26 protein-coding genes are annotated in these 25,221 nt (G+C 65.1%); 8 read left to right on the top strand and 18 right to left on the bottom strand.

The window, feature by feature from the left end; all coding sequences use genetic code 11:
- Nucleotides 1-214: 214 nt before the first annotated feature.
- The gene (locus tag DL899_RS03330; protein WP_111732387.1) at nucleotides 215-1,789 is read left to right on the top strand and encodes a Hint domain-containing protein; all 1,575 of its coding nucleotides are present in this window, start codon (nucleotides 215-217) and stop codon (nucleotides 1,787-1,789) included.
- A gap of 2 nt (nucleotides 1,790-1,791) precedes the next feature.
- The gene (locus DL899_RS03325; RefSeq protein WP_204355237.1) at nucleotides 1,792-2,865 is read left to right on the top strand and encodes a Hint domain-containing protein; all 1,074 of its coding nucleotides are present in this window, start codon (nucleotides 1,792-1,794) and stop codon (nucleotides 2,863-2,865) included.
- A gap of 30 nt (nucleotides 2,866-2,895) precedes the next feature.
- Here the strand turns inward: DL899_RS03325 and DL899_RS20055 are convergent, their stop codons facing one another.
- The 4 genes from DL899_RS20055 to DL899_RS03305 form a co-directional block, all read right to left on the bottom strand.
- Nucleotides 2,896-4,989, bottom strand: a complete 2,094-nt coding sequence (locus tag DL899_RS20055) for a calcium-binding protein (RefSeq protein ID WP_111732385.1) — start codon at nucleotides 4,987-4,989, stop codon at nucleotides 2,896-2,898.
- A 101-nt stretch (nucleotides 4,990-5,090) separates the two neighbouring features.
- Nucleotides 5,091-5,426, bottom strand: a complete 336-nt coding sequence (locus tag DL899_RS03315; RefSeq protein WP_204355236.1) for a hypothetical protein — start codon at nucleotides 5,424-5,426, stop codon at nucleotides 5,091-5,093.
- A complete protein-coding gene (dapD, locus tag DL899_RS03310) occupies nucleotides 5,419-6,246 on the bottom strand; it encodes a 2,3,4,5-tetrahydropyridine-2,6-dicarboxylate N-succinyltransferase (RefSeq protein WP_111732381.1) in 828 nt (275 codons plus the stop codon). Before dapD ends, DL899_RS03315 begins: the two co-directional genes overlap by 8 nt.
- 140 nt (nucleotides 6,247-6,386) lie before the next feature.
- Nucleotides 6,387-7,304, bottom strand: a complete 918-nt coding sequence (locus DL899_RS03305; protein ID WP_111732603.1) for a threonine/serine dehydratase — start codon at nucleotides 7,302-7,304, stop codon at nucleotides 6,387-6,389.
- A 79-nt stretch (nucleotides 7,305-7,383) separates the two neighbouring features.
- Between DL899_RS03305 and DL899_RS03300 the strand changes: the two genes are divergently transcribed.
- Nucleotides 7,384-8,214: an LOG family protein gene (locus DL899_RS03300; RefSeq protein WP_111732379.1), complete on the top strand. Its 831-nt coding sequence runs from the start codon at nucleotides 7,384-7,386 to the stop codon at nucleotides 8,212-8,214.
- A gap of 9 nt (nucleotides 8,215-8,223) precedes the next feature.
- Here DL899_RS03300 and DL899_RS03295 read toward each other — a convergent pair whose 3' ends face one another.
- The 3 genes from DL899_RS03295 to DL899_RS03285 are packed head-to-tail and all read right to left on the bottom strand — an operon-like array spanning nucleotide 8,224 to nucleotide 10,322.
- Complete coding sequence (locus DL899_RS03295) at nucleotides 8,224-8,763, bottom strand: adenine phosphoribosyltransferase (protein WP_111732377.1); 540 nt, start codon at nucleotides 8,761-8,763, stop codon at nucleotides 8,224-8,226.
- A 14-nt stretch (nucleotides 8,764-8,777) separates the two neighbouring features.
- Nucleotides 8,778-9,404, bottom strand: a complete 627-nt coding sequence (locus tag DL899_RS03290; RefSeq protein ID WP_111732601.1) for a LysE family translocator — start codon at nucleotides 9,402-9,404, stop codon at nucleotides 8,778-8,780.
- A gap of 45 nt (nucleotides 9,405-9,449) precedes the next feature.
- Entirely contained in the window at nucleotides 9,450-10,322 is an 873-nt protein-coding gene (locus DL899_RS03285) for an S-methyl-5'-thioadenosine phosphorylase (protein ID WP_111732375.1), read from the bottom strand.
- Between the two features lie 185 nt (nucleotides 10,323-10,507).
- Here DL899_RS03285 and DL899_RS03280 point away from each other — a divergent pair, with 185 nt between their 5' ends.
- A complete protein-coding gene (locus DL899_RS03280; RefSeq protein ID WP_239494580.1) occupies nucleotides 10,508-11,005 on the top strand; it encodes a YHS domain-containing (seleno)protein in 498 nt (165 codons plus the stop codon).
- Nucleotides 11,006-11,063: 58 nt separating this feature from the next.
- On the opposite strand, the gene DL899_RS03275 is transcribed toward DL899_RS03280, so the two are convergent.
- The 5 genes from DL899_RS03275 to DL899_RS03255 form a co-directional block, all read right to left on the bottom strand.
- Nucleotides 11,064-11,252 (bottom strand): hypothetical protein, encoded by a 189-nt coding sequence (locus DL899_RS03275; RefSeq protein ID WP_111732373.1) that lies wholly within the window; start codon nucleotides 11,250-11,252, stop codon nucleotides 11,064-11,066.
- 116 nt (nucleotides 11,253-11,368) lie between these two features.
- A complete protein-coding gene (locus DL899_RS03270) occupies nucleotides 11,369-12,079 on the bottom strand; it encodes a gamma-glutamyl-gamma-aminobutyrate hydrolase family protein (protein ID WP_111732371.1) in 711 nt (236 codons plus the stop codon).
- On the bottom strand, nucleotides 12,076-13,065 hold the full coding sequence (locus tag DL899_RS03265; RefSeq protein WP_111732369.1) for an amidoligase family protein: 990 nt from the start codon (nucleotides 13,063-13,065) through the stop codon (nucleotides 12,076-12,078). Before DL899_RS03265 ends, DL899_RS03270 begins: the two co-directional genes overlap by 4 nt.
- Nucleotides 13,062-14,240, bottom strand: a complete 1,179-nt coding sequence (gene rlmN, locus DL899_RS03260; RefSeq protein ID WP_111732598.1) for a dual-specificity RNA methyltransferase RlmN — start codon at nucleotides 14,238-14,240, stop codon at nucleotides 13,062-13,064. Before rlmN ends, DL899_RS03265 begins: the two co-directional genes overlap by 4 nt.
- A gap of 130 nt (nucleotides 14,241-14,370) precedes the next feature.
- Nucleotides 14,371-14,943, bottom strand: coding sequence for a DNA-3-methyladenine glycosylase I (locus tag DL899_RS03255; protein WP_111732367.1), 573 nt, complete (start codon nucleotides 14,941-14,943; stop codon nucleotides 14,371-14,373).
- A gap of 112 nt (nucleotides 14,944-15,055) precedes the next feature.
- Between DL899_RS03255 and DL899_RS03250 the strand changes: the two genes are divergently transcribed.
- The 3 genes from DL899_RS03250 to phbB all read left to right on the top strand — a co-directional run bounded on the left by DL899_RS03250 (nucleotide 15,056) and on the right by phbB (nucleotide 18,352).
- Complete coding sequence (locus DL899_RS03250) at nucleotides 15,056-15,895, top strand: EAL domain-containing protein (RefSeq protein ID WP_111732365.1); 840 nt, start codon at nucleotides 15,056-15,058, stop codon at nucleotides 15,893-15,895.
- 175 nt (nucleotides 15,896-16,070) lie between these two features.
- On the top strand, nucleotides 16,071-17,246 hold the full coding sequence (locus DL899_RS03245; protein ID WP_111732363.1) for an acetyl-CoA C-acetyltransferase: 1,176 nt from the start codon (nucleotides 16,071-16,073) through the stop codon (nucleotides 17,244-17,246).
- 383 nt (nucleotides 17,247-17,629) lie between these two features.
- The gene (phbB, locus tag DL899_RS03240) at nucleotides 17,630-18,352 is read left to right on the top strand and encodes an acetoacetyl-CoA reductase (protein WP_111732362.1); all 723 of its coding nucleotides are present in this window, start codon (nucleotides 17,630-17,632) and stop codon (nucleotides 18,350-18,352) included.
- A gap of 195 nt (nucleotides 18,353-18,547) precedes the next feature.
- Here the strand turns inward: phbB and DL899_RS03235 are convergent, their stop codons facing one another.
- The 3 genes from DL899_RS03235 to DL899_RS03225 all read right to left on the bottom strand — a co-directional run bounded on the left by DL899_RS03235 (nucleotide 18,548) and on the right by DL899_RS03225 (nucleotide 19,825).
- A complete protein-coding gene (locus DL899_RS03235; RefSeq protein WP_111732360.1) occupies nucleotides 18,548-18,718 on the bottom strand; it encodes a YdcH family protein in 171 nt (56 codons plus the stop codon).
- Between the two features lie 125 nt (nucleotides 18,719-18,843).
- Complete coding sequence (locus DL899_RS03230) at nucleotides 18,844-19,617, bottom strand: tRNA1(Val) (adenine(37)-N6)-methyltransferase (RefSeq protein ID WP_111732358.1); 774 nt, start codon at nucleotides 19,615-19,617, stop codon at nucleotides 18,844-18,846.
- Complete coding sequence (locus tag DL899_RS03225) at nucleotides 19,604-19,825, bottom strand: putative signal transducing protein (RefSeq protein ID WP_111732356.1); 222 nt, start codon at nucleotides 19,823-19,825, stop codon at nucleotides 19,604-19,606. Before DL899_RS03225 ends, DL899_RS03230 begins: the two co-directional genes overlap by 14 nt.
- A gap of 59 nt (nucleotides 19,826-19,884) precedes the next feature.
- Here DL899_RS03225 and DL899_RS03220 point away from each other — a divergent pair, with 59 nt between their 5' ends.
- Nucleotides 19,885-20,886, top strand: coding sequence for a polyprenyl synthetase family protein (locus DL899_RS03220; protein WP_111732354.1), 1,002 nt, complete (start codon nucleotides 19,885-19,887; stop codon nucleotides 20,884-20,886).
- Nucleotides 20,887-20,890: 4 nt separating this feature from the next.
- On the opposite strand, the gene DL899_RS03215 is transcribed toward DL899_RS03220, so the two are convergent.
- The 3 genes from DL899_RS03215 to DL899_RS03205 form a co-directional block, all read right to left on the bottom strand.
- On the bottom strand, nucleotides 20,891-21,736 hold the full coding sequence (locus tag DL899_RS03215) for a 4-(cytidine 5'-diphospho)-2-C-methyl-D-erythritol kinase (protein WP_111732352.1): 846 nt from the start codon (nucleotides 21,734-21,736) through the stop codon (nucleotides 20,891-20,893).
- Nucleotides 21,723-23,429: a tetratricopeptide repeat protein gene (locus tag DL899_RS03210; protein ID WP_111732350.1), complete on the bottom strand. Its 1,707-nt coding sequence runs from the start codon at nucleotides 23,427-23,429 to the stop codon at nucleotides 21,723-21,725. The genes DL899_RS03215 and DL899_RS03210 overlap by 14 nt, the downstream gene beginning before the upstream one ends.
- 115 nt (nucleotides 23,430-23,544) lie before the next feature.
- The gene (locus tag DL899_RS03205) at nucleotides 23,545-25,191 is read right to left on the bottom strand and encodes an electron transfer flavoprotein-ubiquinone oxidoreductase (RefSeq protein WP_111732348.1); all 1,647 of its coding nucleotides are present in this window, start codon (nucleotides 25,189-25,191) and stop codon (nucleotides 23,545-23,547) included.
- Nucleotides 25,192-25,221 lie beyond the last annotated feature (30 nt).

Below are 25,221 nucleotides of genomic sequence, written 5' to 3'. Positions count from 1 at the left end.
TCGGGTTTCGCCGGGGCTGTGAATAAGGCTTAACAATCAAGGGCAAATCTGCTAGCGCCTTAGTCATAAAAAACGAGGCACGGCAGGAACTGGCAGGGCGTAAACAACCTGTCAACAGGACTGGCACAGATCAGATCCCATTCGTTCGGACGCGACAGGCGCGCCCGTCCGTATGTCTTGCGGTGACCGCGAAACATATGAGGAGCGAGCGGGCATGGTTGCAGGTGTCGAACTTCCCATAGACAGGTTCGCCTCCGCCGACGAAATGGCGGAGACGATCTTTGGCGATGGCGTGACGGTTGTCAGCGCCACCTATACCGGTGACCGCGACAGTTCGGGCATCTATTCGGATGGCGACAGCATCGCACCCGGCGTGATGCCCTCGGATACCGGGGTGATGTTTTCGACCGGCGACCTGCGTTACTTCACCAATGATTCCTGGCAATCGAACCAGAGTGCCAGCACCACCTCCAACTCCAGCGGCCCCAATAACGATGCCGACTTCAACGCCGCGGCCGGCACCAACACCTATGACGCCTCATATCTCGAGGCGACGTTCGTTCCGACCGGCGACACGCTGACCATGCAGATCGTGTTCGCGTCCGACGAATACCCCGAATACACCGACAGCGTGTTCCAGGATTTCGTCGGCGTATGGGTCAATGGCGAATTCGTCGAGATATCGGTCGGCAATGGCGACATCGACCCCGGCAACCTGAACGACGACCGCAACGAGAACCTTTTTCAGGACAACACTAACGATGCCTTCAATACCGAGATGGACGGCATCACCATTACCCTGACGCTGACCGTGCCGGTCAACGCCGGCGAGGAAAACACCATCAAGATCGGCGTCGCCGATGTCTCGGACGCCAACTATGATTCCACCCTGATCATCGCCGCCGACAGTGCGCAGACCGCGCTGATCGCGAATGACGACACCGTGTCGGTCAATCCCGACGGGGAAAAGACCGTCGACGTGCTGGCAAATGATGACAACAGCACCGGCGGCACATTGACCATCACCCATGTCAACGGGCAGGCGGTGGTCTCGGGCGATACCGTCACCCTGCCCTCGGGCCAGCAGGTACAGGTCAATCCCGACGGCACACTGACGGTCATCGGCGACGGCGACACCGAAACGGTGAACTTCACCTACACGATCGAAAGCACCACGGGCACCACCGACACCGGCTATGTCACGGTCGATTCCGTTCCCTGTTTCGTTGCCGGCACCCGCATCCGCACGACAGGCGGCGAAATACCGATCGAAACGCTGCGCCCCGGCGACATGGTGCTGACCCGCGATGACGGCCCGCAGCCGCTGCGCTGGATCGGCCGGCGCCAGGTGCGGGCCGAGGGCGCGTTCGCCCCCATCCGCATCGCCGCCGGGCGTTTTGGCAAGCATGGCGAATTGTGGGTCTCGCCGCTGCACCGCGTGCTGATCCGCGATCCGCGCGCCGAGCTGCTGTTCGCCGAGCCCGAGGTACTGGTCGCCGCGCGTGACCTTGTCGATGGCGACCGCATCTGCCGGGTCGAGGGGGGATGGGTGGACTATGTGCACATTCTCTTTGACCGGCACCAAGTGGTCTATTCCGAGGGGCTGCAAACCGAAAGCTTCCTGCCCGGACCGCAGATCATCCGCAGTTTCGAGGCCGGGATGGTCGATGAAATTTGCTCGATCTTTCCCGAACTTCAGCCCGAAACCGGAGCCGGATACAGTCCTGCCGCACGTCTGATGCTGAAAAGCCGCGAGGCGCGGTTGCTGGCCACCGGCGGGGCCGCCTGAGCGTGGCCTGGCTCGGCGTAACCGACTGCGGCGGCGGCTGGTTTTCGCCCGGCGCCTCTGCGGGCGGCGTGGTACATCCCGGCACCCTGTTGCCGCGCGGCACGCTGATGCTCGAGGCTCGGCTGGCACCGGGAAACCGTCCGCAGACCCTGCTGGCGTTCGAGCGCGCGCATCCATGGCCGGGGCGCTTTTCGCTACAGGCCCTGCCCGGCGGCAGCGTCGTGATGGTCGAGGCCCAGGGCAATGACCCCCGCAGCACCGTCCTGCCCTGCCCCTATGAGGACCGCACCGACATCGTGCGCCTCAGCTATAGCTGGGATGGTCCCGCCAGATACGGTCGTCTGACCATCGAGCGAACGCATCCCGGGCACACCCACTCCGTCACCCTGCCCGCCGCACGGCCCATGGCGGTGGACGACCTGCAGGCGATCATGTGCCACCCCGGCCGCCGCGAGATGGACACCGAGGTGATCTTTGCCGCCATTTCCGACCGGGTCGAACCGGTCGGCCCGATGCCGGGACTGACGGCACAGACGCCGGTGATGACGCATCTGGGTGAAAAACCAGTCAGCCGGATCCGCCGTGGCGACGTAGTGCTGACCGATACCGGCGAAGGGGTGCCGGTGCTGCAGGTGGTGCGCCGCACCGTGCCCGCGCGCGGGAGTTTCCGCCCGATCCGCCTGCGCGCCGGCTATTTTGGGCTGCGCCGCGACATCGTGGTCGCCCCCTGCCAGAAACTAGTGATGCGCGGCTCGCAGGTCGAGTACATGTTCGGAAGCGAGGCCGTGCTGGTACCCGCACGGCACCTGGTCAACAACGTCGCCGCGCGATGGGCCAACGGGCCTGAAACCGTCTGCTACTACCAGCTGCTGCTGCCGGGGCACGAAACGGTGACGGCAGCGGGTTGTGCGCTTGCCAGCCTCTTTATCGGGCGGATCCGGCGCAAGCCCGATGACCTGGCCGCCAGCGTGCTGGCCGGCTTCGAGCGCGCGCGCCTGCCCGAGCACGCCCAGCCGGCCTGGCCGGTTCTCAAGCCTTTCGAGGCGGTAACCCTGGCCGCGGAACGGGCGGCGTAACACGCCCGCCAAGCGCCCGTTCTGCCAGTCTCAGACGAAGACCACGTCGCTGGCGCTGAGGTCGGGCAGCAGCGTATCCTCGAACCGGATCTCCAGACCGCCCGAGGCAATCACCACGTCATCGCCATCCTGCGAAACAAAGGGCAGAAGGTCCGCCACTGTAAACCCGTCCCGCAGGCCCGCGATGGCCAGCCTGTCGACGCCCGCCTCGAAATCGGTGATGCGCATGGTGCCGTCGCCCATCTCGAAAACGAAAACGTCGGCGCCCGCGCCTCCGCTCGCGATATCGTCGCCCGGCCCTCCCCTAAGGGTGTCGTTTCCGGCCCCGCCCAAAAGGGTGTCGTTGCCGCCGTTTCCGTTCATGCTGTCGTTGCCGCTTCCCCCAAATATGAGGTCATTATCCGCGCCTCCGTTCAACCCGAAGAACCAGCTTGTCGTCACCGTCGCACTGACCGGAACGCTCTGCGCGCCATCGGCGTCGATGACCAGAAAGTCGACGGTGTTGTCGCCAAAGCCGCGGGGGACAAAGGCCCAGTCGTCGATATCCTCGATCAAAATCGGGCCCAGGATGGTGCCTTCGGCCACCGGTACCCCGTTCAAGGTCAGATAACCGCCGCCGAGATCGGCGTCGCGCACCAGAAAGGCGGCGATGTCCTCGATGCCGTCGGCATCCGACCAGTCAAAGAGCACCGACAGCGGGATGCTCGTCCCGGGCGCGGCGATGGCGTCGTTGCCGCTGGCTTCGGGTGCGGCGTTGACGCTGCCATCGATCACCTCGAAGACCTGCGCGCGGATGTCGGTGTCGCCGCTGCTCGCGTCGGTCCAGGTGATCGTGAAACCCCCGCCTGCAAGCGCCGTGACTTCCGGATAGGCCTGGGTACCCGACGTCGTCGTGTTGACCAGCAATTCATCACCAATCGGCGTCCCGTCGGCCGCGAACACCTGCGCGCGGATGGCTGCACCCGATGTGTCGCCGCCGGTCTCGCTCAAGTCCTGCCAGGTTATGACAAAGCCGCCGCCCTCCAGCGCGGTGATCTGCTGTGTGCCCTGGCCGCCAGTCGTGGTTGTGTTAACCTGCAACTCTCCGCCAACCGGCGTGCCATCGGCCGTGAAGACCTGCGCGCGCACGCCCGGCGAAGATGTATCGCCGCCGGTGAAGCTGCTATCCTGCCAGGTGACCACAAAGCCACCGCCCTCAAGCGCCGTAATCTGCGGATTCCACTGTTGTAGCACCGTTGTCGCATTGACCAGGAATTCCGAACCAACCGGCGTGCCGTCCGCCGCGAATACCTGCGCGCGGATATCCGCCAGATCGCTGCTCTGGTCCTCCCATATGATCACGAAGCCGCCCCCCGCGAGCGGCGCGATATTCGGGTTGAACTGGATGTCTGTCGTCGTCGTGTTGACCAGAACCTCCCCACCAACCGGCGTGCCATCAGCGGCAATGACCTGTGCGCGCACGGCGGTATCAGATGTATCCCCGCCGGTTTCGCTGCTGTCCTGCCAGGTGATCACAAAACCGCCGCCCGCCAGCGCCGTGATCTCTTGCTGTGAGCCCTGACTGCCTGTCGTCGTCGTGTTGACCAGGACCTCCCCGCCCACCGGCGTGCCATCTGCGGCGAAAACCTGCGCGCGGACGTCCTGGTCACCGCTGCTCCAGTCGGTCCAGGAAACCGCAAAACCGCCCCCGTTCAGCGCGGTGATCTGCGGACCCCACTGGTTGTCCAGCGTTGTCGAATTGACCAGTATCTCCCCGCCAACCGCCGTGCCGTTGGCGGTGAACACCTGCGCGCGGATGTCGCCGCCACCGACGTGCCAATCCTGCCAGGTGATGACAAATCCGCCACCGTCGAGGGCGATGATTTGCTGGGTCTGCTGACGGTCCTGTGTTGTCGAATTGACCAGTATCTCGGTGCCGACCGGCGTACCGTCAGCAGCGAAGACCTGGGCGCGCACGGCCGAGAGGGATGTATCCCCGCCGGTCGCGCTGTTGTCCGTCCAGGTGATTACAAAACCGCCACCAGCCAGCGTCGTGATCACCTGGTTATCCTGGCCTGATCCCGTCGTCGTATTGACCAGTATCTCCCCGCCCAATGGCGTGACTTCCCACTCCGGCACCGACATCTCAAGCCCCCCCGCGCATGAAATGAATGCTCAATTCATACACTAAATCGCGGAAAATGGCTAATCCGGGGGTCGGCCAGGGCCTGTCGGCGCGTCCGCCGTCAGTCGTAAAACGGCGTCACCTGTGCCACCACCACCGCGTTGTCATCAAGCGCGCGGGCCATCAGCGCGCGCTCGTCCTCCGCGATGTCATGGCCCTCGGCCTCGCGCTCTTCGGCCGTGCCATAACTTGTGACATCAAGCGGGGCCATGTCGGCGCGACGCAGCGTGACGACGGTTTCGTTCACCGCCTCGGCCTCGTTCACGCCGCTGGCATAGACCATCAGCGCGGCACCCGTGGCACCCTTGGGCAGCCCGTCGCCCGTCTTGCGTCCGACCTCGACCAGCAGGGTATAGATCTGGTGGCGGGCGCGCTTGCCGCCTGTGTCGTCAGTCACGCAGCAGCTCGTTGATGCCAGTCTTGGAGCGGGTTCTGGCGTCCACCCGCTTGACGATCACCGCGCAGTAGAGGTTGAGGTTGTTTTTCGTCGGCATCGACCCCGAGACCACCACCGAATAGGGCGGCACCTCGCCATAGGTCACTTCGCCGGTCTCGCGGTCGACGATCTTGGTCGAGCGGCCGATATAGACGCCCATACCCAGCACCGAGCCTTCACGCACGATGCAGCCCTCGACCACCTCGGAACGCGCACCGATAAAGCAGTTGTCCTCAATGATCGTCGGGCCGGCCTGCATCGGTTCCAGCACCCCGCCGATACCGACACCGCCCGACAGGTGCACGCCCTTGCCGATCTGCGCGCAGGACCCGACCGTCGCCCAGGTATCGACCATCGTGCCCTCGTCGACATAGGCACCGAGGTTGACGAAGCTGGGCATCAGCACCACCCCCGGCGCGATATAGGCCGAGCGGCGAACAACACAGTTGGGCACCGCACGGAACCCTGCCTCGCGCCATTCGCTTTCGCCCCAGCCCTTGAACTTGGAATCGACCTTGTCCCACCAGTGGCCACCCTGCGGGCCGCCATCCTGGGTGGTCATGTCGTTCAGACGAAAGCCCAGCAACACCGCCTTTTTGGCCCACTGGTTGACATGCCAATCGCCATTGTCGCGCCGTTCGGCCACGCGCAGGTGGCCGGTATCGAGCGCATTGAGCGTCGCCTCGATCGCCTGGCGGGTTTCGCCGCCGGTGGCGGGGGTGATGGTGTCGCGCGCCTCCCAGGCGGCTTCGATGGCGGTCTGCAAATCGGCGTTGGACATTGTTGACGTTTCCCCGGTCTGTCATTGGATCGTGTTGTCCGTCGCCTATAAGGCCGCCGGGCGCACACTGCAATGCGGCGACGCCGGGTTGGATTGCGACCCGAGCCGGCTGTTGCAAGACAGATTGCCCTGAAGGCGGATCAGAACGGCTCCGGCGCGATGTTGCCGCCGCAGATCAGCACCGCCACCTTCTCGCCCGGCTCCGGCACATAGGCGCCCGACATCAGTGCCGCCAGTGCCGCTGCGCCCGCCGGCTCTACCAACTGCCGCAGTTCGCGCCACAGCGCCTGTTGTGCGGCGGTGATGGCGTCGTCGGACACCAGCACACTCTGTCCCAGGTGGTTCTGCACCAGCCCCAGGCAGATATTGCCGATCCGCCGCGCGCCCAGCGCATTGGCGGCCACGCCTGATACCTCGACATCTACCGGCGCGCCCGCGGCCAGCGCGGCATTCAGCGTCGGCGCCTGCTCGGGTTCGACCGCCACCACCTTGCGCCGGCCCTGCAGCCACGCCAGCGCCCCCGCGATCAGCCCGCCGCCGCCCACCGCGATCAGCACCGTGTCGGCGTCCAGTCGCTGATCCTCCCACTCGGCCATGCAGGTGCCCTGCCCGATCACGGTGCCGGGCGCGTCATAGGCGTGTATCTGCATCGCTCCGGTCTCGGCCTCGTATGTGCGCGCGGCCTCCAGCGCATTGGCATAGGCGCCCGATACAACCGTCAGATCGGCGCCCAACCGCTCGATCAGCCCGATCTTGGTCGGTCCCGCCATCTCGGGCACGAAGATACGCGCCCGGTGGCCCAGCCGCGCCCCCGCATGGGCCACCGCAGCACCGTGATTGCCGCCCGAGGCCGCCACCAGCCCCGCCGCCGGCACCGGCTGCGACAAGAGCGTGTTGAACGCGCCGCGCACCTTGAAGCTGCCGGTCAGCTGCGTCTGTTCCAGCTTTACCGTCACCGCGTCGGACCGGCCAAGGCCTGCGACCTCCATCACCGGGGTACGGCGCACATACGGGGAAATACGCGCCTGCGCCGCCTCGATTTCGGCCTGCCAATCCATCATGCTTGCCCCCGCTGGTAAAATCCGGGCGAAGCCTATACTGGCTGGCAGACAGACCCAAGCAGGGAAGTTTTGCGCCATGCAAGAAGACCGCAACAGCCAGTTTCGCGATGCCCAGGCAGACCGCAGTACCGCCGAACAGGTGCCCGACACGCCACAGACGCGTGCGCCCGCCTATCGACTGGCCTTTGCCGACGACGATTTCCTGTGCCGGGACGAACTGCGCCCGGTACGGCTGCAGCTTGAACTGCTGAAACCCGAGATGATCCTGAACGAACGCGGCATCGAAGGTACCGTGGTGCTGTTCGGCGGCTCGCGCATTCGCGAATCCCAAGGGCGCGACGAGGCACGCACCGAAACGCTGGCGGATCTGTCGCGGTATTACGACGAAGCACGCGAATTCGCACGGCTGATGACGACGAAATCCATCGAAAGCTACGGCAGGGACTATGTCATCGCCACCGGCGGCGGCCCCGGCGTGATGGAGGCCGGCAATCGCGGCGCAGCCGAGGCTGGCGGCGCCACCATCGGTTTCAACATCGTGCTGCCACATGAACAGGCGCCCAACGAGTATGTGACGCCGGGGCTCTGCTTCAACTTTCACTATTTCGCCATCCGCAAGATGCACTTCCTGATGCGCGCGCGGGCGGTCTGCGTTTTTCCCGGCGGTTTCGGAACGCTGGACGAGACGTTCGAGGCGCTGACGCTGATTCAGACCGACCGGATGAAGCGGGTGCCTTTCCTGCTGTTTGGCGAGGAATTCTGGCGCCGCATCATCAACTGGGATGCGCTGGTCGAAGCCGGCACGATCTCGGCCAAGGATCTGGATCTTTTCCGCTTTGTCGAAACGGCGCAACAGGCCGTCGAGATCATCGAGGAATGGGAGGCCACGGCGCAAGACTGCGACTGAACGCGCGTCTCACGCCCCCTCGAAGGCGCAAAGCGCATGCACGTCCATGCCCATCGCCTCCAGCCTTTTGCGACCGCCCAGATCGGGCAGGTCTATGATGAAGGCGCAGCCGGTGATCTCTCCTCCCAGGCGCTCGATCAGGCGGATGCCGGCCTCGGCGGTGCCGCCGGTGGCCAGCAGGTCGTCGACCACCAGCACGCGCTCGCCCGCCTTGATGGCGTCGTCGTGGATTTCCACCACCGCCTCGCCGTATTCCAGGCGGTAATCTTCGGAAATCACCGTGCCGGGCAGCTTGCCCTTTTTGCGCACGGGGACAAAGCCCACCGAAAGCTGGTGCGCCACCGCGCCGCCCAGGATAAAGCCCCGCGCCTCAAGCCCGACGACCTTGTCGATGGGCTGGCCGGCCCAGGGGTGCAGCATCTGATCAACAGCCATGCGAAAGCCGCGCGCATCGGCAAAGAGCGAGGTGACATCGCGAAAGAGTATCCCCTCTTGCGGGAAATCGGCGATGGTGCGGATGTAATCCTTGACGGTCTTCTGGTTTCGCATCGGGTCTCCGGGGGTCAGGCGGCGCGGCGCATGGTGGCGGTCAGAACGCCCATGCCGATCAGGGCCAACCCGCCACTGCGGGTCAGCCAGGTGATCACGCCGGGGCGGCGGATGGTGCGGCGCAGGCGATCGGCGGCCAGCGCATAGGCCAGTGCGTTCACCGCCGCCAGCCCGACAAAGGTGGCAATCAGGATGGCGAACTGCGGCGCCAGCGGGCTGTCCACCCGAACGAACTGGGGCACGAAGGCAATGAAAAAGGCGATGGATTTGGGGTTCAGCGCCGTTACCGACGCGGCGTGCCAGAACACATGCCGCCCGGTGCTGTCGGGGCGGGTGTGGGCCTCCAGCCCGGTGGCGGCGCGCGCGCGCAACAGCTTTATGCCCATCCAGACCAGGTAGACGGCGCCGGCCCATTTCAACACCGTAAAGAGCGTGGCAGAGGCCAGCACCAGCGCGCCCAGCCCCGCCAGCGACGCCGTCATCGCGATCAGGTCCCCCAGCGCCACCCCGGTGGCAGACGCGACAGCCACCCGCCGCCCCTGTGACAGCGCATAGCTGAGCACCAGCAGAACCGTCGGCCCGGGGATCAGCAACAGGGCGGTCGAGGCCGCAACGAAGGTCAGCCAGAGGTCAAGCGGCATCGCGGTCATCCTTTTGTTCGGACCGGGCATTGCCCCGGCGCCCCCTCAAAGCACCCGCCCCGCCACCGCGTCAAGACGGGCCACCAATTCGGGGTCGCGCGCCTCGGGCGCGGTCAGGATGGCAAAATCAAGCGCCCGGTCGCAGCCATGCTGGCATGGCGCGCGCGCATCGCTCAGCAGCGCAGGTAGCCGCCGGACCACGTCGCGTCCCTTGTCGGCATTGCCCGTCAGCGTCGCCAGTATCCGGGTGACGTCCACCTCGCCATGGTCGGGGTGCCAGCTGTCGTAATCAGTGATCATCGCCACCGAGGCATAACAAAGCTCTGCCTCGCGGGCGAGCTTGGCCTCGGGCATGTTGGTCATGCCGATCACGTCTGCCCCCCACGCGGTGCGGTACATATGCGATTCCGCCAGGGTCGAGAATTGCGCCCCCTCCATCGCCAGGTAGGTGCCGCCGCGATGAACTCTGGCGCCCGCCGCCTCGGCCGCCTCGGCACAGGCCGTGCCCAGCCGTGCGCAGACCGGATGCGCCAGCCCCACATGCGCCACGCAGCCGGTGCCGAAAAAGCTGGAGTCGCGGCCAACGGTGCGGTCGATGAACTGATCGACGATGACGAAGTCGCCTGGCGCCATTTCCTCGCGGAACGACCCGCAGGCCGACAGCGCGATCACGTCGCTGACGCCCAGCCGCTTGAGCGCGTCGATATTGGCGCGATAGGGGATGGTGCCGGGCGCATGCACATGGCCGCGCCCGTGGCGGGGCAGAAACGCCATCGGCACACCGTTCAGCGTGCCGGTCAGGATCTCATCCGACGGCGCCCCCCAAGGGGTTTCAACCCGCTGCCAGCGCGCATCCTGCAACCCGTCGATCTGGTAGATACCCGATCCGCCGATTACCCCGATCATGGTATTGGCCATCGTTTTCTCCGCTTTCCCGGCACCCTTCTTAGGGCCTGACGGCAGGATATGGAACGGGGCTTTCGCGCCTTCACGAACGGCTCGCCATGACGTGACGAACCAGTGGGCGGTTGTGATTTGCGATCCGGGGGCACGACACCGAGGTTTCAGCCCACAACGCAAACCCTGTCCGAGGAGGAATTTCCATGAAAACAATCACGCGACGCACCGCCCTTGTTCTTGCCGCGTCCGGCCTGCTGGCGGCCAGTCCGCTGCCAGCGCTCGCCGGCTCGCGCAAGTCGCACGGGCTGAACACCGATGCCGACGGGGTGATGCTGCACGGCTATGATCCGGTCGCCTATTTCACGCAGGATACCGCCGTTCCGGGCAGGGACGAGTTCACCGCGCAGCATGACGGCGCGACCTATCGTTTCAGCTCTGCAGAGCACCGTGACATGTTCCAGACCAACCCTGCGAAATACATGCCGGCCTATGGCGGGCATTGCGCCATGGGCGCGGCGATGGGGCTCAAGCTGGACATCGACCCGCAGCTTTTCCGCGTGGTGGATGGCAAGCTGTATCTCAACGTGCATGAGCAGGCGCAAAGCCGCTGGCAAAGTGACGTGCCCGGCCATATCGCCAACGCCGACGCCAAATGGGCGAAGATCCGTGACGTTCCTGCAGATCAGCTCGAAGCGAACTGAGCCTTTCGCTGTCTGGCAACAAGATGGGGCCGCCGTCGCGCGGCCCCGCAGGCCGGGTTCAGGCCGCGGCGGCGAGAACGCACAGATCGTCGCCGCGCAACAGCGAGGTGACGATCCGCCCCTCGTCGCTGTCGCGCAGGCCGTAGCCATAGCCGCGCAGGCGATGCTGCCATTCGCGCTCGGACACCGCCAGATTACGTTCGCGCATCACCAGCGCCTGGATTTTCGTGCTTTCGATCCGTTCCATGGTTGTTTCGCATCTCTGTCCAGTTTCACGTTAAAGACAGGGATAGTCACCGGATGTGGCAACAATTCCGCTCAATTGCGGCGGCGGCGCGGAATCATCGCGGCAGGCGGTGATGCTCACATCTTGGCATCGACCTGGGCGAGCTGCGGCTCGTGCTCGTGCGCGGCCGTCGCCGCCGCCACGAGGGCCGCGAACAGGCGACGCTGACGCCGGGCATAGAACAGATGTTCGGGGTGCCACTGAACACCCAGCGCAAAGGGTTCGCGCACACGCTCGACCGCCTGCACCATGCCGCCGGGGTCGCGCGCTGCCACCCGCAGGCCCCGGCCCAACCCGTCGACCGCCTGGCTGTGCAGGGCGTTGACGCGCATGCGCCCGGGCCCGGCGATGGCGGCCAGCCGCGTTCCCGGCTCTATCCGGACATCCTTGCGTGGCAGCACGGTGCGGTGCCGGCGGCTTTGGTCAAAGACCCCATAGGCATCCTGGTGCAGCGTACCGCCCAGCGCCACGTTCAGCATCTGCGCGCCACGGCAGACCCCCAGAACCGGCTTGCTAGCTTCAAAGGCCGCCCTGACGATCGCCCGTTCCATCGCGTCCCGCTCGGCATCGAACCGGGCCGAGGCCACCAGTCGCCCGCCATAAAGGTCGGGCGAGATGTCGTCGCCGCCGCCGATCACCACCCCGTCGACCCCGTCGATATCGACCTTGTGGTCCTCATCCCAGCGCACCGCCCGCCCGCCGGCCAGCCACAGGCTGAAGGCGAAAAGCGGAAAGATGCGCCAGCCCGACCGGCGCGACACCGTCACGGCTATGCGCGGACGGGTCATTGGGCGGCGCCCCCCGGCAATGCCCCCCCGGCATCGTCCAGCCCGTGTGCGTGCAGGATCGCGCCGCAACGCCGCGCCCAGCGGGTGCGCGACAGTGTCAGCCCCGTATGCAGGGCCATCCATTCGCGCGACAGTTCGGCCAGTATTCCGGCATCTGCCGCCACCCGCTCGACCGTTCGCCAGCGGCGCCATTCCTGATCGAGGTTCCAGTCCGGGTCGTCGATCCGGCTGTCGGGCAGGCGGAAATGATAGGCGGGACGCGCCGACGTCGCCGCCCCCAGAACCGGCGCGATGCGTTCGGCGTCCAGATGGGCAAAAACAGGCAGCATATCCAGCCCGTAGTTACGCGACGGGGCCTCTTGCGCATAGGCATCCATTACATGGCGCAGGTCTGCCCCGGGCCCCATAGTGACCAGCCGCTGCACCAGCCGCGTCGGGTAGGGCGAGGCAAAGGGCAGCACCCGGCGTGTCTGGTCGATGGGGTTGGCATCGCGCAGCCAGTCCTCGATCAGCGCAAAGGCCAGCAGCGGCGGCACCACGGCGCCGGCGGTTTCAGCGGCGATCTCGACATTCAGATGCACCCCGAAGCCAAAGAACAGCCCGCCGCCGCTGCCCACCGCGCCGGCAAGGCGCAATTCCTCGCGCAGACCGTCAAGCGCGATCAACCCGTCGCGGTCCAGCGGTTCGGTTACGATCTCGACCGGTACCAGCTCACGCCCCAGCGACAGCGCCGCATCCCGTAACGCCGATTTATCAGCATGGCGCAACGCGGTGTCGAGATAGACCTTGAGCATACCTATCCGCGTATCCTCGACACGCCAGATCGTCTCGTCCACCTGGCAGGCGACGCCACCCAGGTGCCGGGCGCAGAGCGTGGCACAGGCTGCCTCGTCCACCCCGCCCAGTTCGATCTCGACCCCGGTCAGGCGCGGGCGCCCCAGGGCGTTCAGGGGCACGGGCAGCGGCGCGAAACGATCATCTTTCACGGGGCGGGCACGGCCCCGACCTGCCGCCGCGCCTTGCGGACACGTTCGCTGGCCGATTTCAGCTGGCCGCAGGCGGCCATGATGTCTTCACCACGCGGGGTGCGGATCGGGCTGGCATAGCCGGCCTTGTAGATGATGTCGGCGAATTTCTCGATCCGGTTCCAGTCGGACCGCTGATAGGGTGCGCCGGGCCATTCGTTGAAGGGGATCAGGTTGATCTTGGCCGGGATGCCCTTGATCAGCTGCACCAGGCGGCGGGCATCGGCATCACTGTCGTTCACGCCCTTCAGCATCACGTATTCAAAGGTGATCCGTTCGGAGTTCGACACCTTGGGATATTCCCGCAGCGCATCCAGCAGCGCCGCGATGTTCCATTTCTTGTTGATCGGCACCAGCTTGTCGCGCACCTCGTCGGTGGTGGCGTGAAAGCTGACCGCCAGCATACAGCCGATTTCCTCGGCCGTCTTGGCGATCTCGGGCACCACGCCGCTGGTCGACAGCGTGATCCGCCGGCGGCTGAGGCTGATGCCCTCGCCATCCATGGCGATCTTCATCGCGTCGCGCACGTTCTCGAAATTGTAAAGCGGCTCGCCCATGCCCATCAGCACGATGTTGCTCAGCAAACGGGGGCGTTCGCCCGTACCTTCGCCCCGGCGCGGCCATTCGTCCAGGTCGTCGCGCGCCATCATGATCTGGCCCACGATCTCGGCCGCGGTCAGGTTGCGCACCAGTTTCTGCGTGCCGGTGTGGCAGAACGAACAGGTCAGCGTGCACCCCACCTGGGACGAGATGCACAGGGTGCCGCGATCCTCTTCGGGGATATAGACCACCTCGACCTCGTGCCCGCCGGCGATACGGACAAGGTATTTGCGGGTGCCATCGGCACTGACCTGGCGGTCGACCAGCTCGGGTATCTCGATGACGAAATTATCCGCCAGTTCGGCGCGATAGGCCTTGGACAGGTTGGTCATGGCGTGAAAGTCGCGCTCGCCCCACTGGTAGATCCACTGCCAGATCTGATCAACGCGCATGCGGGCCTGTTTTTCCGGGGTGCCATGCTCGATCAGCGCCGCGCGCAGCCCCTCGCGGGTCAGCCCGACCAGGTTCACTGGCCCTTCGGGCAGCTTTCGGGGGATGGTCAGCACATCCTGGGTGATGGGGGCGGCGTCGGTCATCGCGGGCAATCCTTTGGGCGGATGGCCTCCCATATAGGACATGTGGGACGATTCCAAAATGTTTCGCGGGGGGACGCAGGCACGTAGAGGGCAATCCGCCACCCGCGCGAACAGCGCCGAAGACGCCGTGCTATCGCCCCAGCCGCGCCACGCTCTCATGGCACGGGCAACTCACCAGGTGGTCGTTGACCATCCCAACCGCCTGCATGAAGGCATAAACGATGGTGGGCCCACAGAACTTGAAGCCCTTTTTCTTCAAATCCTTCGAGATTGCGCGGGAAATATCGGTCTCGGTCGGCACCTCATCCAGGCTGCGCCAGCGGTTCTGGATCGGCTTGCCGTCGACATGGTCCCACAGATAACGGTCAAAGCCGCCTTCGGCCTCTATCGCGGTCCAGGCGCGCGCATTGGTGATCGTCGCCTCGATCTTGCCCCGGTGCCGGACGATGCCCGGATCGGCCAGCAGGCGGGTGACCTCGGCCTCGCCCCAGCCGGCGATGACATACGGATCAAAGCCTTGGAAAGCCGCGCGGAAATTGTCACGCTTGCGCAGGATCGTGATCCAGCTCAGCCCCGCCTGGAACCCGTCGAGAACCAGCTTTTCCCACAGCGCGCGGCTGTCGTATTCGGGCACGCCCCATTCGGTGTCGTGATAGACCTCGTAGATGGGATCGGCCCCCACCCAGCCGCATCTTTCCGCCATCGCACCCTGCCTTTTTGCCGTTTTCGCCGCCGGATCTCTAAAATCCGCACTTTAAGGATTCATTAGCCGCTCGGCCCCAGCCTGTGAAGCGCACGAAGAACGGAGCATGCTCATGCGGGACGATTCGGGGATATGGTCCGACATTCCGGCGGGCCACGACAGCCCGCTGAATTTCGCGGTGACCAGCCGCGACCGGTTAGTCGTTCAGATGGTCGATGGCGCGGTGCGCAAGGGCCGCGCGATGCTGGCCTATCAGTCGGTCGTTCCCGCCGGCGACCCCGCCCGCCCGGCGTTCTACGAAGGGCTCATCCGGGTGATGGACGACACCGGCCGTATTATCCCGGCACAGGATTTCATATCCGAGATCGAAGCAACCGAAACCGGGCGGCTGATCGACTGCATCGCGCTGGAACAGGGGCTGCGTGCGATGCACGAATACCCCGACCTGCGGCTGGCAATCAACATGTCGGCCCGGTCCATCGGCTACGGGCGCTGGAACGACATCCTGCACCAGGGCCTGCAGGGCGATCCGACCGCGGGCGAGCGCCTGATCCTAGAGATCACCGAAAACTCGGCCATATTGGTGCCGGAACTGGTGGTCAGCTTTATGAGCGGCCTGCAACGGCAGGGGATCAGCTTTGCGCTCGATGATTTCGGGTCGGGCTATACCTCTTTCCGCTACCTCAAGCAGTTTTATTTCGACATCCTCAAAGTCGATGGCCAGTTCATCCGCGGGGTGGCGCACGACCCCGACAACCAGATCCTGACCGCCGCGCTCTTGTCCATCGCGCAGCAGTTCGACATGGTCTGCGTCGCTGAAAACGTCGAAACGGCCGAGGACGCGGCCTATCTTGCCGATATGGGGATGGACTGTCTGCAGGGGTATTATTTCGGTGCCCCCACCATCCGCCCGCCCTGGGATGAAAACGCCTGGAACAGCGTCACCGCCTGAGCTTTCGTTCCACGGCAGGCCCGCAACCGCCGGCTCGCCCCAATGTGACAATCCTACCGTTGCCGCATCGCGGCGTATACGGTAAGATCTTTGGCAACGGCGAGGCGACCGGGACACTTCGGATGTGATTTCCAACGGCTTCCGCGCCCATGCTCACACCTGGTGGAGGAAGATCATGACCAACATCGTCATCGCATCCGCGGCGCGCACCGCCGTCGGTTCGTTCAACGGCGCGTTCGCCAACACCCCGGCGCACGACCTCGGCGCCGCCGTGCTGGAGGCCATCGTCGCCCGCGCCGGCATCGAAAAGGCCGAAGTGTCGGAAACCATCCTCGGCCAGGTGCTGACCGCGGCGCAAGGGCAAAACCCCGCCCGCCAGGCCCACATCAACGCCGGCCTGCCGATCGAATCGGCGGCTTGGGGCATCAACCAGGTCTGCGGTTCGGGCCTGCGGGCTGTGGCGCTGGGCGCCCAGCACATCCAGCTCGGCGATGCCCAGATCGTCGCCGCCGGCGGCCAGGAAAACATGACCCTTTCGCCCCACGCCGCCAACCTGCGCGCCGGCCACAAGATGGGCGACATGAAATACATCGACACCATGATCCGCGACGGGCTGTGGGACGCCTTCAACGGCTACCACATGGGCCAGACAGCCGAGAACGTCGCCGAAAAATGGCAGATCAGCCGCGAACAACAGGACGAATTCGCCGTCGCCAGCCAGAACAAGGCCGAAGCCGCGCAGAAGGCCGGCCGCTTCGACGACGAGGTGGTCGCCTTTACCATCAAGACCCGCAAGGGCGACATCGTGGTCGACAAGGACGAATATATCCGCCACGGCGTCACCATCGAGGCGATGCAGAAACTGCGCCCCGCCTTTGTCAAGGACGGTTCCGTCACCGCTGGCAACGCCAGTGGCATCAATGACGGCGCTGCCGCCGTCCTGCTGATGAGCGCGGACGAGGCCGAAAAGCGCGGCATCGAGCCGATGGCGCGCATCGCCTCCTACGCCACGGCCGGGGTCGACCCCTCGATCATGGGCGTGGGCCCGATCAGCGCCAGCCGAAAGGCGCTGGAAAAGGCCGGATGGAAGGCCGAGGACCTGGACTTGGTCGAGGCAAACGAGGCTTTTGCCGCCCAGGCCTGCGCGGTCAACAAGGACATGGGCTGGAACCCCGAGGTCGTGAACGTGAACGGCGGCGCCATCGCCATCGGCCACCCCATCGGCGCCAGCGGCGCGCGCATCCTCAACACCATGCTGTTCGAGATGCAGCGGCGCGACGCCAAGAAGGGCCTCGCCACGCTGTGCATCGGCGGCGGCATGGGCGTTGCCATGTGCCTGGAACGCCCGTAACCCCCCATCCGGCAACGGCTCAGGTGGGATCATGGTGCCGCGCGTGGCGAGGTTGTCCCTGACAATACCTTGCATGATTCCGCCGCCCGGCGGCGGGATTGTGGTCAATATCCCGGCAGCGCCCGGCCACGTGGCGCAGGTATCTTGCCGCCGCCCCCCCCACACAACACCGACACGGCAAAACACGGCTGGTATCGCCCGGCGCGCGGCATTGCGCTGTCCGGTCCCGTTCGTGTTGACCAACAGGCGGATTCTCGCCAGCATCGCTATTGTGATGAGGAATCTCAACAAAAAATTGAAATAGTTTCCGCAACATTATTGCGCTTCCAGGCATGACAACGTAACAAAACAATCAGGCCACATACAAACGGACGGAGGATTCCATGGCAAGAGTTGCACTTGTTACCGGCGGCACACGCGGCATTGGCGAGGCCATTTCCAAGGCGTTGAAGGCCGAAGGATGCACCGTCGCCGCCACCTATGCCGGCAATGACGAAAAGGCGGCGGCCTTTACCAAGGCAACCGGCATCGAGACCTATAAGTGGAACGTGGCCGACTACGAGGCGTCGAAGGCCGGCATCGCCAAGGTCGAGGCAGAGCTTGGCCCGATCGACATCGTCGTGGCCAACGCCGGCATCACCCGCGACGCGCCTTTCCACAAGATGACCCCCGAACAGTGGCGCGAAGTCATCGACACCAACCTGACCGGCGTGTTCAACACGATCCACCCGGTGTGGCCCGGCATGCGCGAACGCAAGTTCGGCCGCGTGGTCGTCATCAGCTCGATCAACGGGCAGAAGGGCCAGTTTGCCCAGGTCAACTATGCCGCCACCAAGGCGGGCGACCTCGGCATCATCCGCTCTCTGGCGCAAGAGGGCGCGCGCAGCGGCATCACCGCCAACGCCGTGTGCCCCGGCTATATCGCCACCGAAATGGTGATGGCTGTTCCCGAAAAGGTGCGCGAGGCTATCATCGCCCAGATCCCGACCGGTCGATTGGGCGAGCCCGAAGAAATCGCCCGCTGCGTGACCTTCCTGACCTCGGATGATGCCCAGTTCATCAACGGATCGACAATTACCGCCAACGGGGCACAGTTCTTTGCCTGACCCGGGCTGACCGGGTAACGGATCTTGCCAACAAAAAGGGCCGGTCACCAAGACCGGCCCTGAATTTTTGTCTGTCGAGAGAATTGCCTTGGCCACGGGTGGCAACGCGCGATCATCAATCGGTACGCGCCGTCGCTCTGCAAACCCGCTGCCCGGCGAATTCAAGCCGGTCGACACCGGCGAACTGCGTCCCGCCTAGGCGTCGAGCGCCAAGCGCGCGATCTCTTCCTTCAGCCGCAGTTTCTGTTTCTTGAGTTCCATGATTTCGTAGTCAGATGCGCCGGGTGAACGCTGTGCTGCTTCGACTTGTTCGGAGAGGGTTTGGTGTTTTCTCTTAAGTTCCTCGACATGCGAAACCAAGCTCATGGGCCGTCTCCTCTCATTTGCTGCCTTACAATTCAGACGTAGGTAGTGCACCACAGATTTACAATTCTGTCACGCCGCATTCGCAGCATGATCAGCCGGCAAATCATCTGGCATTTTTCGAAAATTCAGCCGGGAAACGGCAGCGCCTCGCCCTCGCGCAGGACCGAAGCCGTTGTTGGCGTGTAATTTTCCCGGTCTCCGTCATGGGCCGCGCCGGCGTGCAACAGCCAGCCGTCATGCAGGCGAAAATCTGCGCGCCCGCCCTTGCGCGCCCGCATCAGCATCCGGCGGGCGGCCCGCCCGCGCCGCGGGATAAGCGGCAGAACCTCGATACTGCCCAGATGCCGCGCCGCAGCGGACAGCAGTTCGGGCAGGCGTTCGGCCGCCTGGATGATGCTTACATATCCGCCGGGGGCACAGCGGCGCGCGGCCTGCGCCACCCAGTCGGTCAGGGGCGTAACCTCGGCCAGCGCGGCCTCGCGCCCCAGGTCGGTGGCGGCCGTGCGGCGGGTGGGGTCGTAATAGGGCGGGTTGGCGATGACGTGGTCGAAACGGCGCTCGCGCAGGCAGGCGGGCATCAATGCCAGGTCGCCGGTCACCACCTCCAGCCCGATATCGTTCTCGGCGGCATTCCGGCGGGCAAGATCGGCATAATCGGCCTGCCGTTCCAGCCCGGTCAGGCACAGTTCCGGCACCCGGCGCCCGAGACAAAATACCGCAGCCCCGGCCCCGCAGCCCAGCTCCAGCACGCTTTGCCCCGGCTTGGCGGGTACGGCGGCGGCCAGCAGCACCGGGTCGACACCGGCGCGATAGCCGCGCGCGGGCTGCCAGATACGCAGCCGCCCGCCCAGAAACGCGTCACAAGTCAGATCGCCTGCTTCGTGCTCAAGCTGTGTCATCCACGTCAATCCCGTTGTCGCGCAGCGTGCGCACCGCAGCGGCATGATCGGCATCGACCACCATGATGCGGCGCGGGAATACGCCGATAGAGCCTTCCAGAACGCTCATATTTACGTCCATTTCAAAGCAGTCTATACCCTCGCCCTGAAGCAGCGCCTTGGCAAAGGCGATCGCGGTCGGGTCATTGGTGCGCAGCAGTTGTTTCATAGCCAAGGCTTACGGCGTCAGGCGCATGTTTGTCGAGCCGAAGCGTGCTGGAGAGAGCAATGGGATTGGATCACGCCGCCACCAAGCCGCACGAGGAACTGGCCGCGCGCCTGTCCGAACGGCTTGTGTCCGTCAACGCCCTCATCCGCGAACGCATGGCCTCGCGCCACGCCCCGCGCATCCCCGAGGTGACCGCGCACCTGGTCGAGGCCGGCGGCAAACGCCTGCGCCCGATGCTGACGCTGGCGACGGCGGAACTGTGCGGCTATGACGGCCCCTATGACGTGCACCTGGCCGCGACGGTGGAATTCATCCACACCGCCACCTTGCTGCATGACGATGTCGTCGATGAAAGCAGCCAGCGGCGCGGCCGGCCCACCGCCAACCTGTTGTGGGACAACAAGTCCAGCGTGCTGGTGGGCGATTACCTGTTTGCCCGCGCCTTTCAGTTGATGGTCGAGCCCGGCTCGCTGAAGGTGCTCGACATACTGTCGAACGCCGCCGCCACCATCGCCGAGGGCGAGGTGCTGCAACTGAGCGCCGCGCGCGACCTGGCCACCGGCGAAGAGACCTATCTGCAGGTGGTGCGCGGCAAGACGGCGGCGCTGTTTTCCGCCGCGACCCAGGTCGGCGGGGTGCTGGCCGGGGTGGACGAATATATAGAGCATGCGCTTTACGATTATGGCGATGCGCTGGGTATCGCCTTTCAGATTGCCGACGACCTGCTGGATTACCAGGGCGATGCAACCGCCACCGGCAAGAACGTGGGCGACGATTTCCGCGAACGCAAGCTGACCCTGCCGCTGATCAAGGCGATAGCCGACGCCAGCGACGAAGAGCGCGCATTCTGGCGGCGCACGATCGAAAAGGGCGACCAGCGCGAGGACGACCTTGAACAGGCGCTGGCGATCCTTGACCGCCACGATGCCCTGGCGCGCACGCGGGATGATGCAACCGGCTGGGCCGAACGGGCAAAGGCGTCGATGGCGCACCTGCCCGACCATCCGGTACGGCGCATCCTGACCGATCTGGCAGATTACGTGGTCGCGCGGGTGGCCTGACGGTTCAGCCCGGCCGGCCCGGCGCGTTCAGCCGCGTCACAGCCACCCACCAGCCCGGAAACGCCTCTTTCAACCGGCCGGCGGCCGATCCGGCGGTTTCGGCATCCTGGTATAGGCCAAAACAGGTGCCGCCCGACCCCGACATTCGGGTCAGTTGGCACCCCGGCGTCTTTTGCAGCGTTTCGAAAACCTGCCCGATCACCGGCTCGGCCTCTATCGCCGGGCCCTCCAGGTCGTTGCGCTGCCCGCTCAGCCAGTCGATCAGGTCGGTGGCGCTGTCGAATGACGGCATCTGTTCCGGCATCTGCGGGTTCTGTTTCTGGCCCAGCCGCGCGAACACCTCTGTTGTCAGCACCGGCAGGTTCGGGTTGACCAGCACCGCATCGAGCGTCGGCAGATCGTGCAGCGGGGTGACGACATCACCGATGCCGCTGACCCGTGCCGCGTGTCCCAGCATGCAAAGCGGCAGATCGGCGCCAAGCTCGATCCCGTTGCCGGGCACCGGCCGGCCGGCAAAGCCCGCCAGGATCCGCAGCGTCGCCGCGGCGTCACCCGACCCGCCGCCCAGCCCGGCGGCGCATGGCAGGTGCTTTTCCAGCATGAAATCGGCACGCACCCCGGTCAGACGCGCGGCGCGCAACACCAGGTTGCTGTCATCGACAGGCACGCCATCGGCCATCGGCCCCTCGACCGTCAGCCGGCAATCGCCGGGCAAGGTGATGCGCAGCCGATCACCCACATCGGCGAACAAGGCCAGCGAATCGATCAGGTGATAGCCGTCATCGCGCTGACCGGTGACATGCAGCGTCAGGTTGACCTTGGCCGGAACGAAGGCCTCAACCACCGTCATCGGCAACCTCCAGCGGCGGTGCGCCTTCTTCGTGCAACACCGCGTCCAGCCCGACCTCCAACTTGCGGCGGATGCGGTCTGGTTCGATGTCGGGTGCAGGCTTTTCCTCGTCGACGAAAGACAGCGCACGGCTCCACTGGAAACGGGCCTCGTTGCGCCGGCCCACGGCCCACAGGACATCGCCCAGGTGGTCGTTCACCACCGGATCGACCGGCATCAGTTCGGCGGCGCGCTCCATGTGGGCCACGGCCTCTTCGTACCGGCCCAGCCGGAACAGCACCCAGCCGAGACTGTCGACGATATAGCCGCTGTCGGGCTGGCGCTCGACTGCGCGTTCGATCATGCCCAGCGCCTCGTCCAGCTTGCTCTGCTGTTCGACCAGCGAATACCCGAGATAGTTCAGCACCTGCGGGTTGTCCGGGTTGATTTCCAGCGCGCGGCGAAAATCGGCTTCGGCCTTTTCCCAGACGCCGAGGCGTTCGTAACAGATCGCCCGGGCGTAATGGATGAACCATGTCTCGCGCGCGTCCGGCGAATAGAGGTCGAGCGCGCGGTCATAGGCGGCGGCGGCGTCCTTGAACCGCTCCAGCTGACGATAGAGGTCGCCCAGCGAAACATGCACCATCGCCAGGTCGGGATGCTGGCGGGCAAGCTGTTCCAGCACCTCGACCGCAGCATCGGCCTTGTCCGCGCGGCGCAGCGCCTCGGCGCGGCCCATCTCGGCGGCGGCAAAGGCCGGATGATCGCGTGGCACCGACTTGTAGGCCGCCTCGGCCAGGTCGTACTGGCGCAGCGATTCGAAAAGATCCGCGCTCATCATCACCGCATCGACATGGGCGGGGTTCAGGTATTCGGCGAGGCGCGCATATAGCAGCACATAGTCGCTGCTGGTATCCGCAATCAGCGCGCGGCCCAGTGAATAATAGACCTCCGCCACCCCGTCGCTGGCACCGCTGATCAGGCTGAACGGCACGGTTTCACCGGCCATCAGACGATCGCGCAGCTGGTTGACCTGCGGGTCGGCATCGGCGCCGAACAGGTCGTCGATCATCGCAACCGCCTCTTCCTGGCGATCGAGCTGACCGAGTATCTCGGCCCATGCCAGGGCCCCGCGCCGGGTGCGCTGCATCGGGCCATCGGATTCGCCGGCGAATATCCGTTCGGCGGTTTCGAAATCGCCCACCGACGCCAGCGCCAGCGCCTTGTGATAGATCGCAAAGCTGCGCAACCCGCGGTCGTCGGCGACATCGTCAAACCGGCGCAGCGCCTCGCTCATGTCGCCCTTGCCCAGATACACCCATGCCGCGATCAGCCCGTCGGCCAACTGGCCGATGCCGCGCTCGCGCTCGATACGGTCAAGCACGGCGTCGTAATCGCCGCGCTTCACCTCGTCGGCCATCAGCGCCATGAACGCAATCTGGCTGAGCAGACCATCGTCTTCGATCTTGCGGGCTACCGGCAGCGTCCGGTCGATCCGGCCCAGCGAGACATCCGCCACCACCGCGCTTTCGAGGATGGCGGGGTTTGACGGGTCTTCGGCAAGGGCCCTGGTGAAATACTCCGCCGCGACAACGTAGTCCTTGTTCAGGCTGGCGTGCCGCGCGGCCAGATAGGCGCCCACCGCCTCATCTGCGCGGACGGGCGAGGCGATGGCGGCTGCAAGGATAAGGGCGGTAAAGTATGCGCGTTTCACAGTAAGGGGGCTGCCTCTTGGTATGATATCGCGCGCAGGGTAGACCGCGCCGCCCCGCAACGCAATCGCGGGGCGGGCACGCAGCCAGTGAACAGGCGCCGACCCGCCACAGCCGTCACATGTTGGGATAGTTCGGCCCGTCGCCGCCCTGCGGGGTGGTCCAGTTGATGTTCTGGGCCGGGTCCTTGATGTCGCAGGTCTTGCAGTGCACGCAGTTCTGGAAGTTGATGACGAACTCGGGCTTGCCATCCTTTTCCACGAACTCATAGACCCCGGCCGGGCAATACCGGGCCGAAGGGCCGGCATATTTCGGCAGGTTGACCTCGACCGGTATGTTCGGGTCCGCAAGCCGCAGGTGGCAGGGCTGGCTTTCCTCGTGGTTGGTCATGGAAAAACTGACATTGGTCAGCCGGTCAAAGCTGAGCGTGCCATCGGGCTTGGGATAGTCGATCGGCTTGTGCCGGTCGGCCGGCTCTGTGGCGGCGGCGTCGGTCTTGCCGTGGCCCAGCGTTCCGAACAGCGAAAATCCAAGCGTGTTGGTCCACATGTCGATCCCGCCCAGCACCAGGCTGGCGTTCAGGCCCCATTTCGACCACATCGGCTTGACGTTGCGGACCTTTTTCAGGTCCTTGCCGATGGCGCCCTCGCGCACGTCGCGCTCGTAATCGGTCAGCTCGTCACCGGCGCGGCCGGCCTCGATGGCGGCATCGGCGGCCTCGGCCGCGGCCTTGCCCGACAGCATGGCGTTGTGATTGCCCTTGATGCGCGGGACGTTGACCATGCCGGCCGAACACCCCAACAGCGCCGCCCCCGGCATCACCATCTTGGGCAGCGACTGCCAGCCGCCCTCGGAAATCGCCCGCGCGCCATAGGCCACGCGTTTGCCGCCCTTCAGCAGCTCGGCGACCATCGGGTGATGTTTGAACCGCTGGAATTCCATGTAGGGAAAGAGATGCGGATTCTTGTAGTTCAGATGAACCACGAACCCGACATAGACCTGATTGTTTTCAAGGTGATAGATGAACGACCCACCGCCGGCATTCTTGCCCAGCGGCCAGCCCATCGTGTGGGTGACGCTGCCGGGGCGGTGCTTGTCGGGGTCGATTTCCCAGATCTCTTTCATGCCGAGGCCATATTTCTGCGGCTCATGCCCGTCGGACAGGTCATATTTGGCGATCACCTGTTTCGACAGCGATCCGCGCACACCTTCGGATAGAAAAACGTATTTGCCGTGCAGTTCCATCCCAGGCTCATAGGACGGGCCCGGCGTGCCATCGGGATTGCGGCCGAATTCACCGGCGACGACGCCCTTTACCTCACCCGATTCGCCATAGACGATTTCGGAACAGGCCATGCCGGGAAAGACCTCGACCCCCAGCGCCTCGGCCTGTTCGGCCATCCAGCGACAGACATTGCCCATCGAGACGATATAGTTGCCGTGATTGTTCATCAGCGGCGGCATCGGCCAGTTGGGCACGCGGATGCCTCCGCCCTCGCCCAGCATGTAGAACCGGTCCGAGGTGACAGGCGTGTTGAGCGGCGCGCCCTTTTCCTTCCAGTCGGGGATGAGCGCATCCAGCCCGCAGGGGTCGAGCACCGCACCCGACAGGATATGCGCACCCACTTCGGAGCCCTTTTCCAGCACCACCACCGCGCGGTCGGGGTCAAGCTGTTTCAGCCGGATCGCGGCGGAAAGCCCCGCCGGCCCAGCGCCGACGATAACGACGTCGTATTCCATGGCTTCACGTTCGATCTCGGACATCCTGCGCCTTCCCTCTTAAGCATGGCGGGC

Source organism: Roseovarius amoyensis, assembly GCF_003260265.1.
Taxonomy (GTDB): Bacteria; Pseudomonadota; Alphaproteobacteria; order Rhodobacterales; family Rhodobacteraceae; genus Roseovarius; species Roseovarius amoyensis.
This window is presented reverse-complemented; position numbering and strand designations above follow the sequence as displayed.

Excerpts from the sequence above, each read along its gene's own strand:
- DL899_RS03330 (WP_111732387.1), top strand. The coding sequence starts at position 215 with ATGGTTGCAGGTGTCGAACTTCCCATAGACAGGTTCGCCTCCGCCGAC.
- DL899_RS20055 (WP_111732385.1), bottom strand. The coding sequence starts at position 4,989 with ATGTCGGTGCCGGAGTGGGAAGTCACGCCATTGGGCGGGGAGATACTG.
- dapD (WP_111732381.1), bottom strand. The coding sequence starts at position 6,246 with ATGTCCAACGCCGATTTGCAGACCGCCATCGAAGCCGCCTGGGAGGCG.
- DL899_RS03305 (WP_111732603.1), bottom strand. The coding sequence starts at position 7,304 with ATGGATTGGCAGGCCGAAATCGAGGCGGCGCAGGCGCGTATTTCCCCG.
- DL899_RS03300 (WP_111732379.1), top strand. The coding sequence starts at position 7,384 with ATGCAAGAAGACCGCAACAGCCAGTTTCGCGATGCCCAGGCAGACCGC.
- DL899_RS03295 (WP_111732377.1), bottom strand. The coding sequence starts at position 8,763 with ATGCGAAACCAGAAGACCGTCAAGGATTACATCCGCACCATCGCCGAT.
- DL899_RS03290 (WP_111732601.1), bottom strand. The coding sequence starts at position 9,404 with ATGCCGCTTGACCTCTGGCTGACCTTCGTTGCGGCCTCGACCGCCCTG.
- DL899_RS03285 (WP_111732375.1), bottom strand. The coding sequence starts at position 10,322 with ATGGCCAATACCATGATCGGGGTAATCGGCGGATCGGGTATCTACCAG.
- DL899_RS03280 (WP_239494580.1), top strand. The coding sequence starts at position 10,508 with ATGAAAACAATCACGCGACGCACCGCCCTTGTTCTTGCCGCGTCCGGC.
- DL899_RS03275 (WP_111732373.1), bottom strand. The coding sequence starts at position 11,252 with ATGGAACGGATCGAAAGCACGAAAATCCAGGCGCTGGTGATGCGCGAA.
- DL899_RS03270 (WP_111732371.1), bottom strand. The coding sequence starts at position 12,079 with ATGACCCGTCCGCGCATAGCCGTGACGGTGTCGCGCCGGTCGGGCTGG.
- rlmN (WP_111732598.1), bottom strand. The coding sequence starts at position 14,240 with ATGACCGACGCCGCCCCCATCACCCAGGATGTGCTGACCATCCCCCGA.
- DL899_RS03255 (WP_111732367.1), bottom strand. The coding sequence starts at position 14,943 with ATGGCGGAAAGATGCGGCTGGGTGGGGGCCGATCCCATCTACGAGGTC.
- DL899_RS03250 (WP_111732365.1), top strand. The coding sequence starts at position 15,056 with ATGCGGGACGATTCGGGGATATGGTCCGACATTCCGGCGGGCCACGAC.
- DL899_RS03245 (WP_111732363.1), top strand. The coding sequence starts at position 16,071 with ATGACCAACATCGTCATCGCATCCGCGGCGCGCACCGCCGTCGGTTCG.
- phbB (WP_111732362.1), top strand. The coding sequence starts at position 17,630 with ATGGCAAGAGTTGCACTTGTTACCGGCGGCACACGCGGCATTGGCGAG.
- DL899_RS03235 (WP_111732360.1), bottom strand. The coding sequence starts at position 18,718 with ATGAGCTTGGTTTCGCATGTCGAGGAACTTAAGAGAAAACACCAAACC.
- DL899_RS03230 (WP_111732358.1), bottom strand. The coding sequence starts at position 19,617 with ATGACACAGCTTGAGCACGAAGCAGGCGATCTGACTTGTGACGCGTTT.
- DL899_RS03225 (WP_111732356.1), bottom strand. The coding sequence starts at position 19,825 with ATGAAACAACTGCTGCGCACCAATGACCCGACCGCGATCGCCTTTGCC.
- DL899_RS03220 (WP_111732354.1), top strand. The coding sequence starts at position 19,885 with ATGGGATTGGATCACGCCGCCACCAAGCCGCACGAGGAACTGGCCGCG.
- DL899_RS03215 (WP_111732352.1), bottom strand. The coding sequence starts at position 21,736 with ATGACGGTGGTTGAGGCCTTCGTTCCGGCCAAGGTCAACCTGACGCTG.
- DL899_RS03205 (WP_111732348.1), bottom strand. The coding sequence starts at position 25,191 with ATGTCCGAGATCGAACGTGAAGCCATGGAATACGACGTCGTTATCGTC.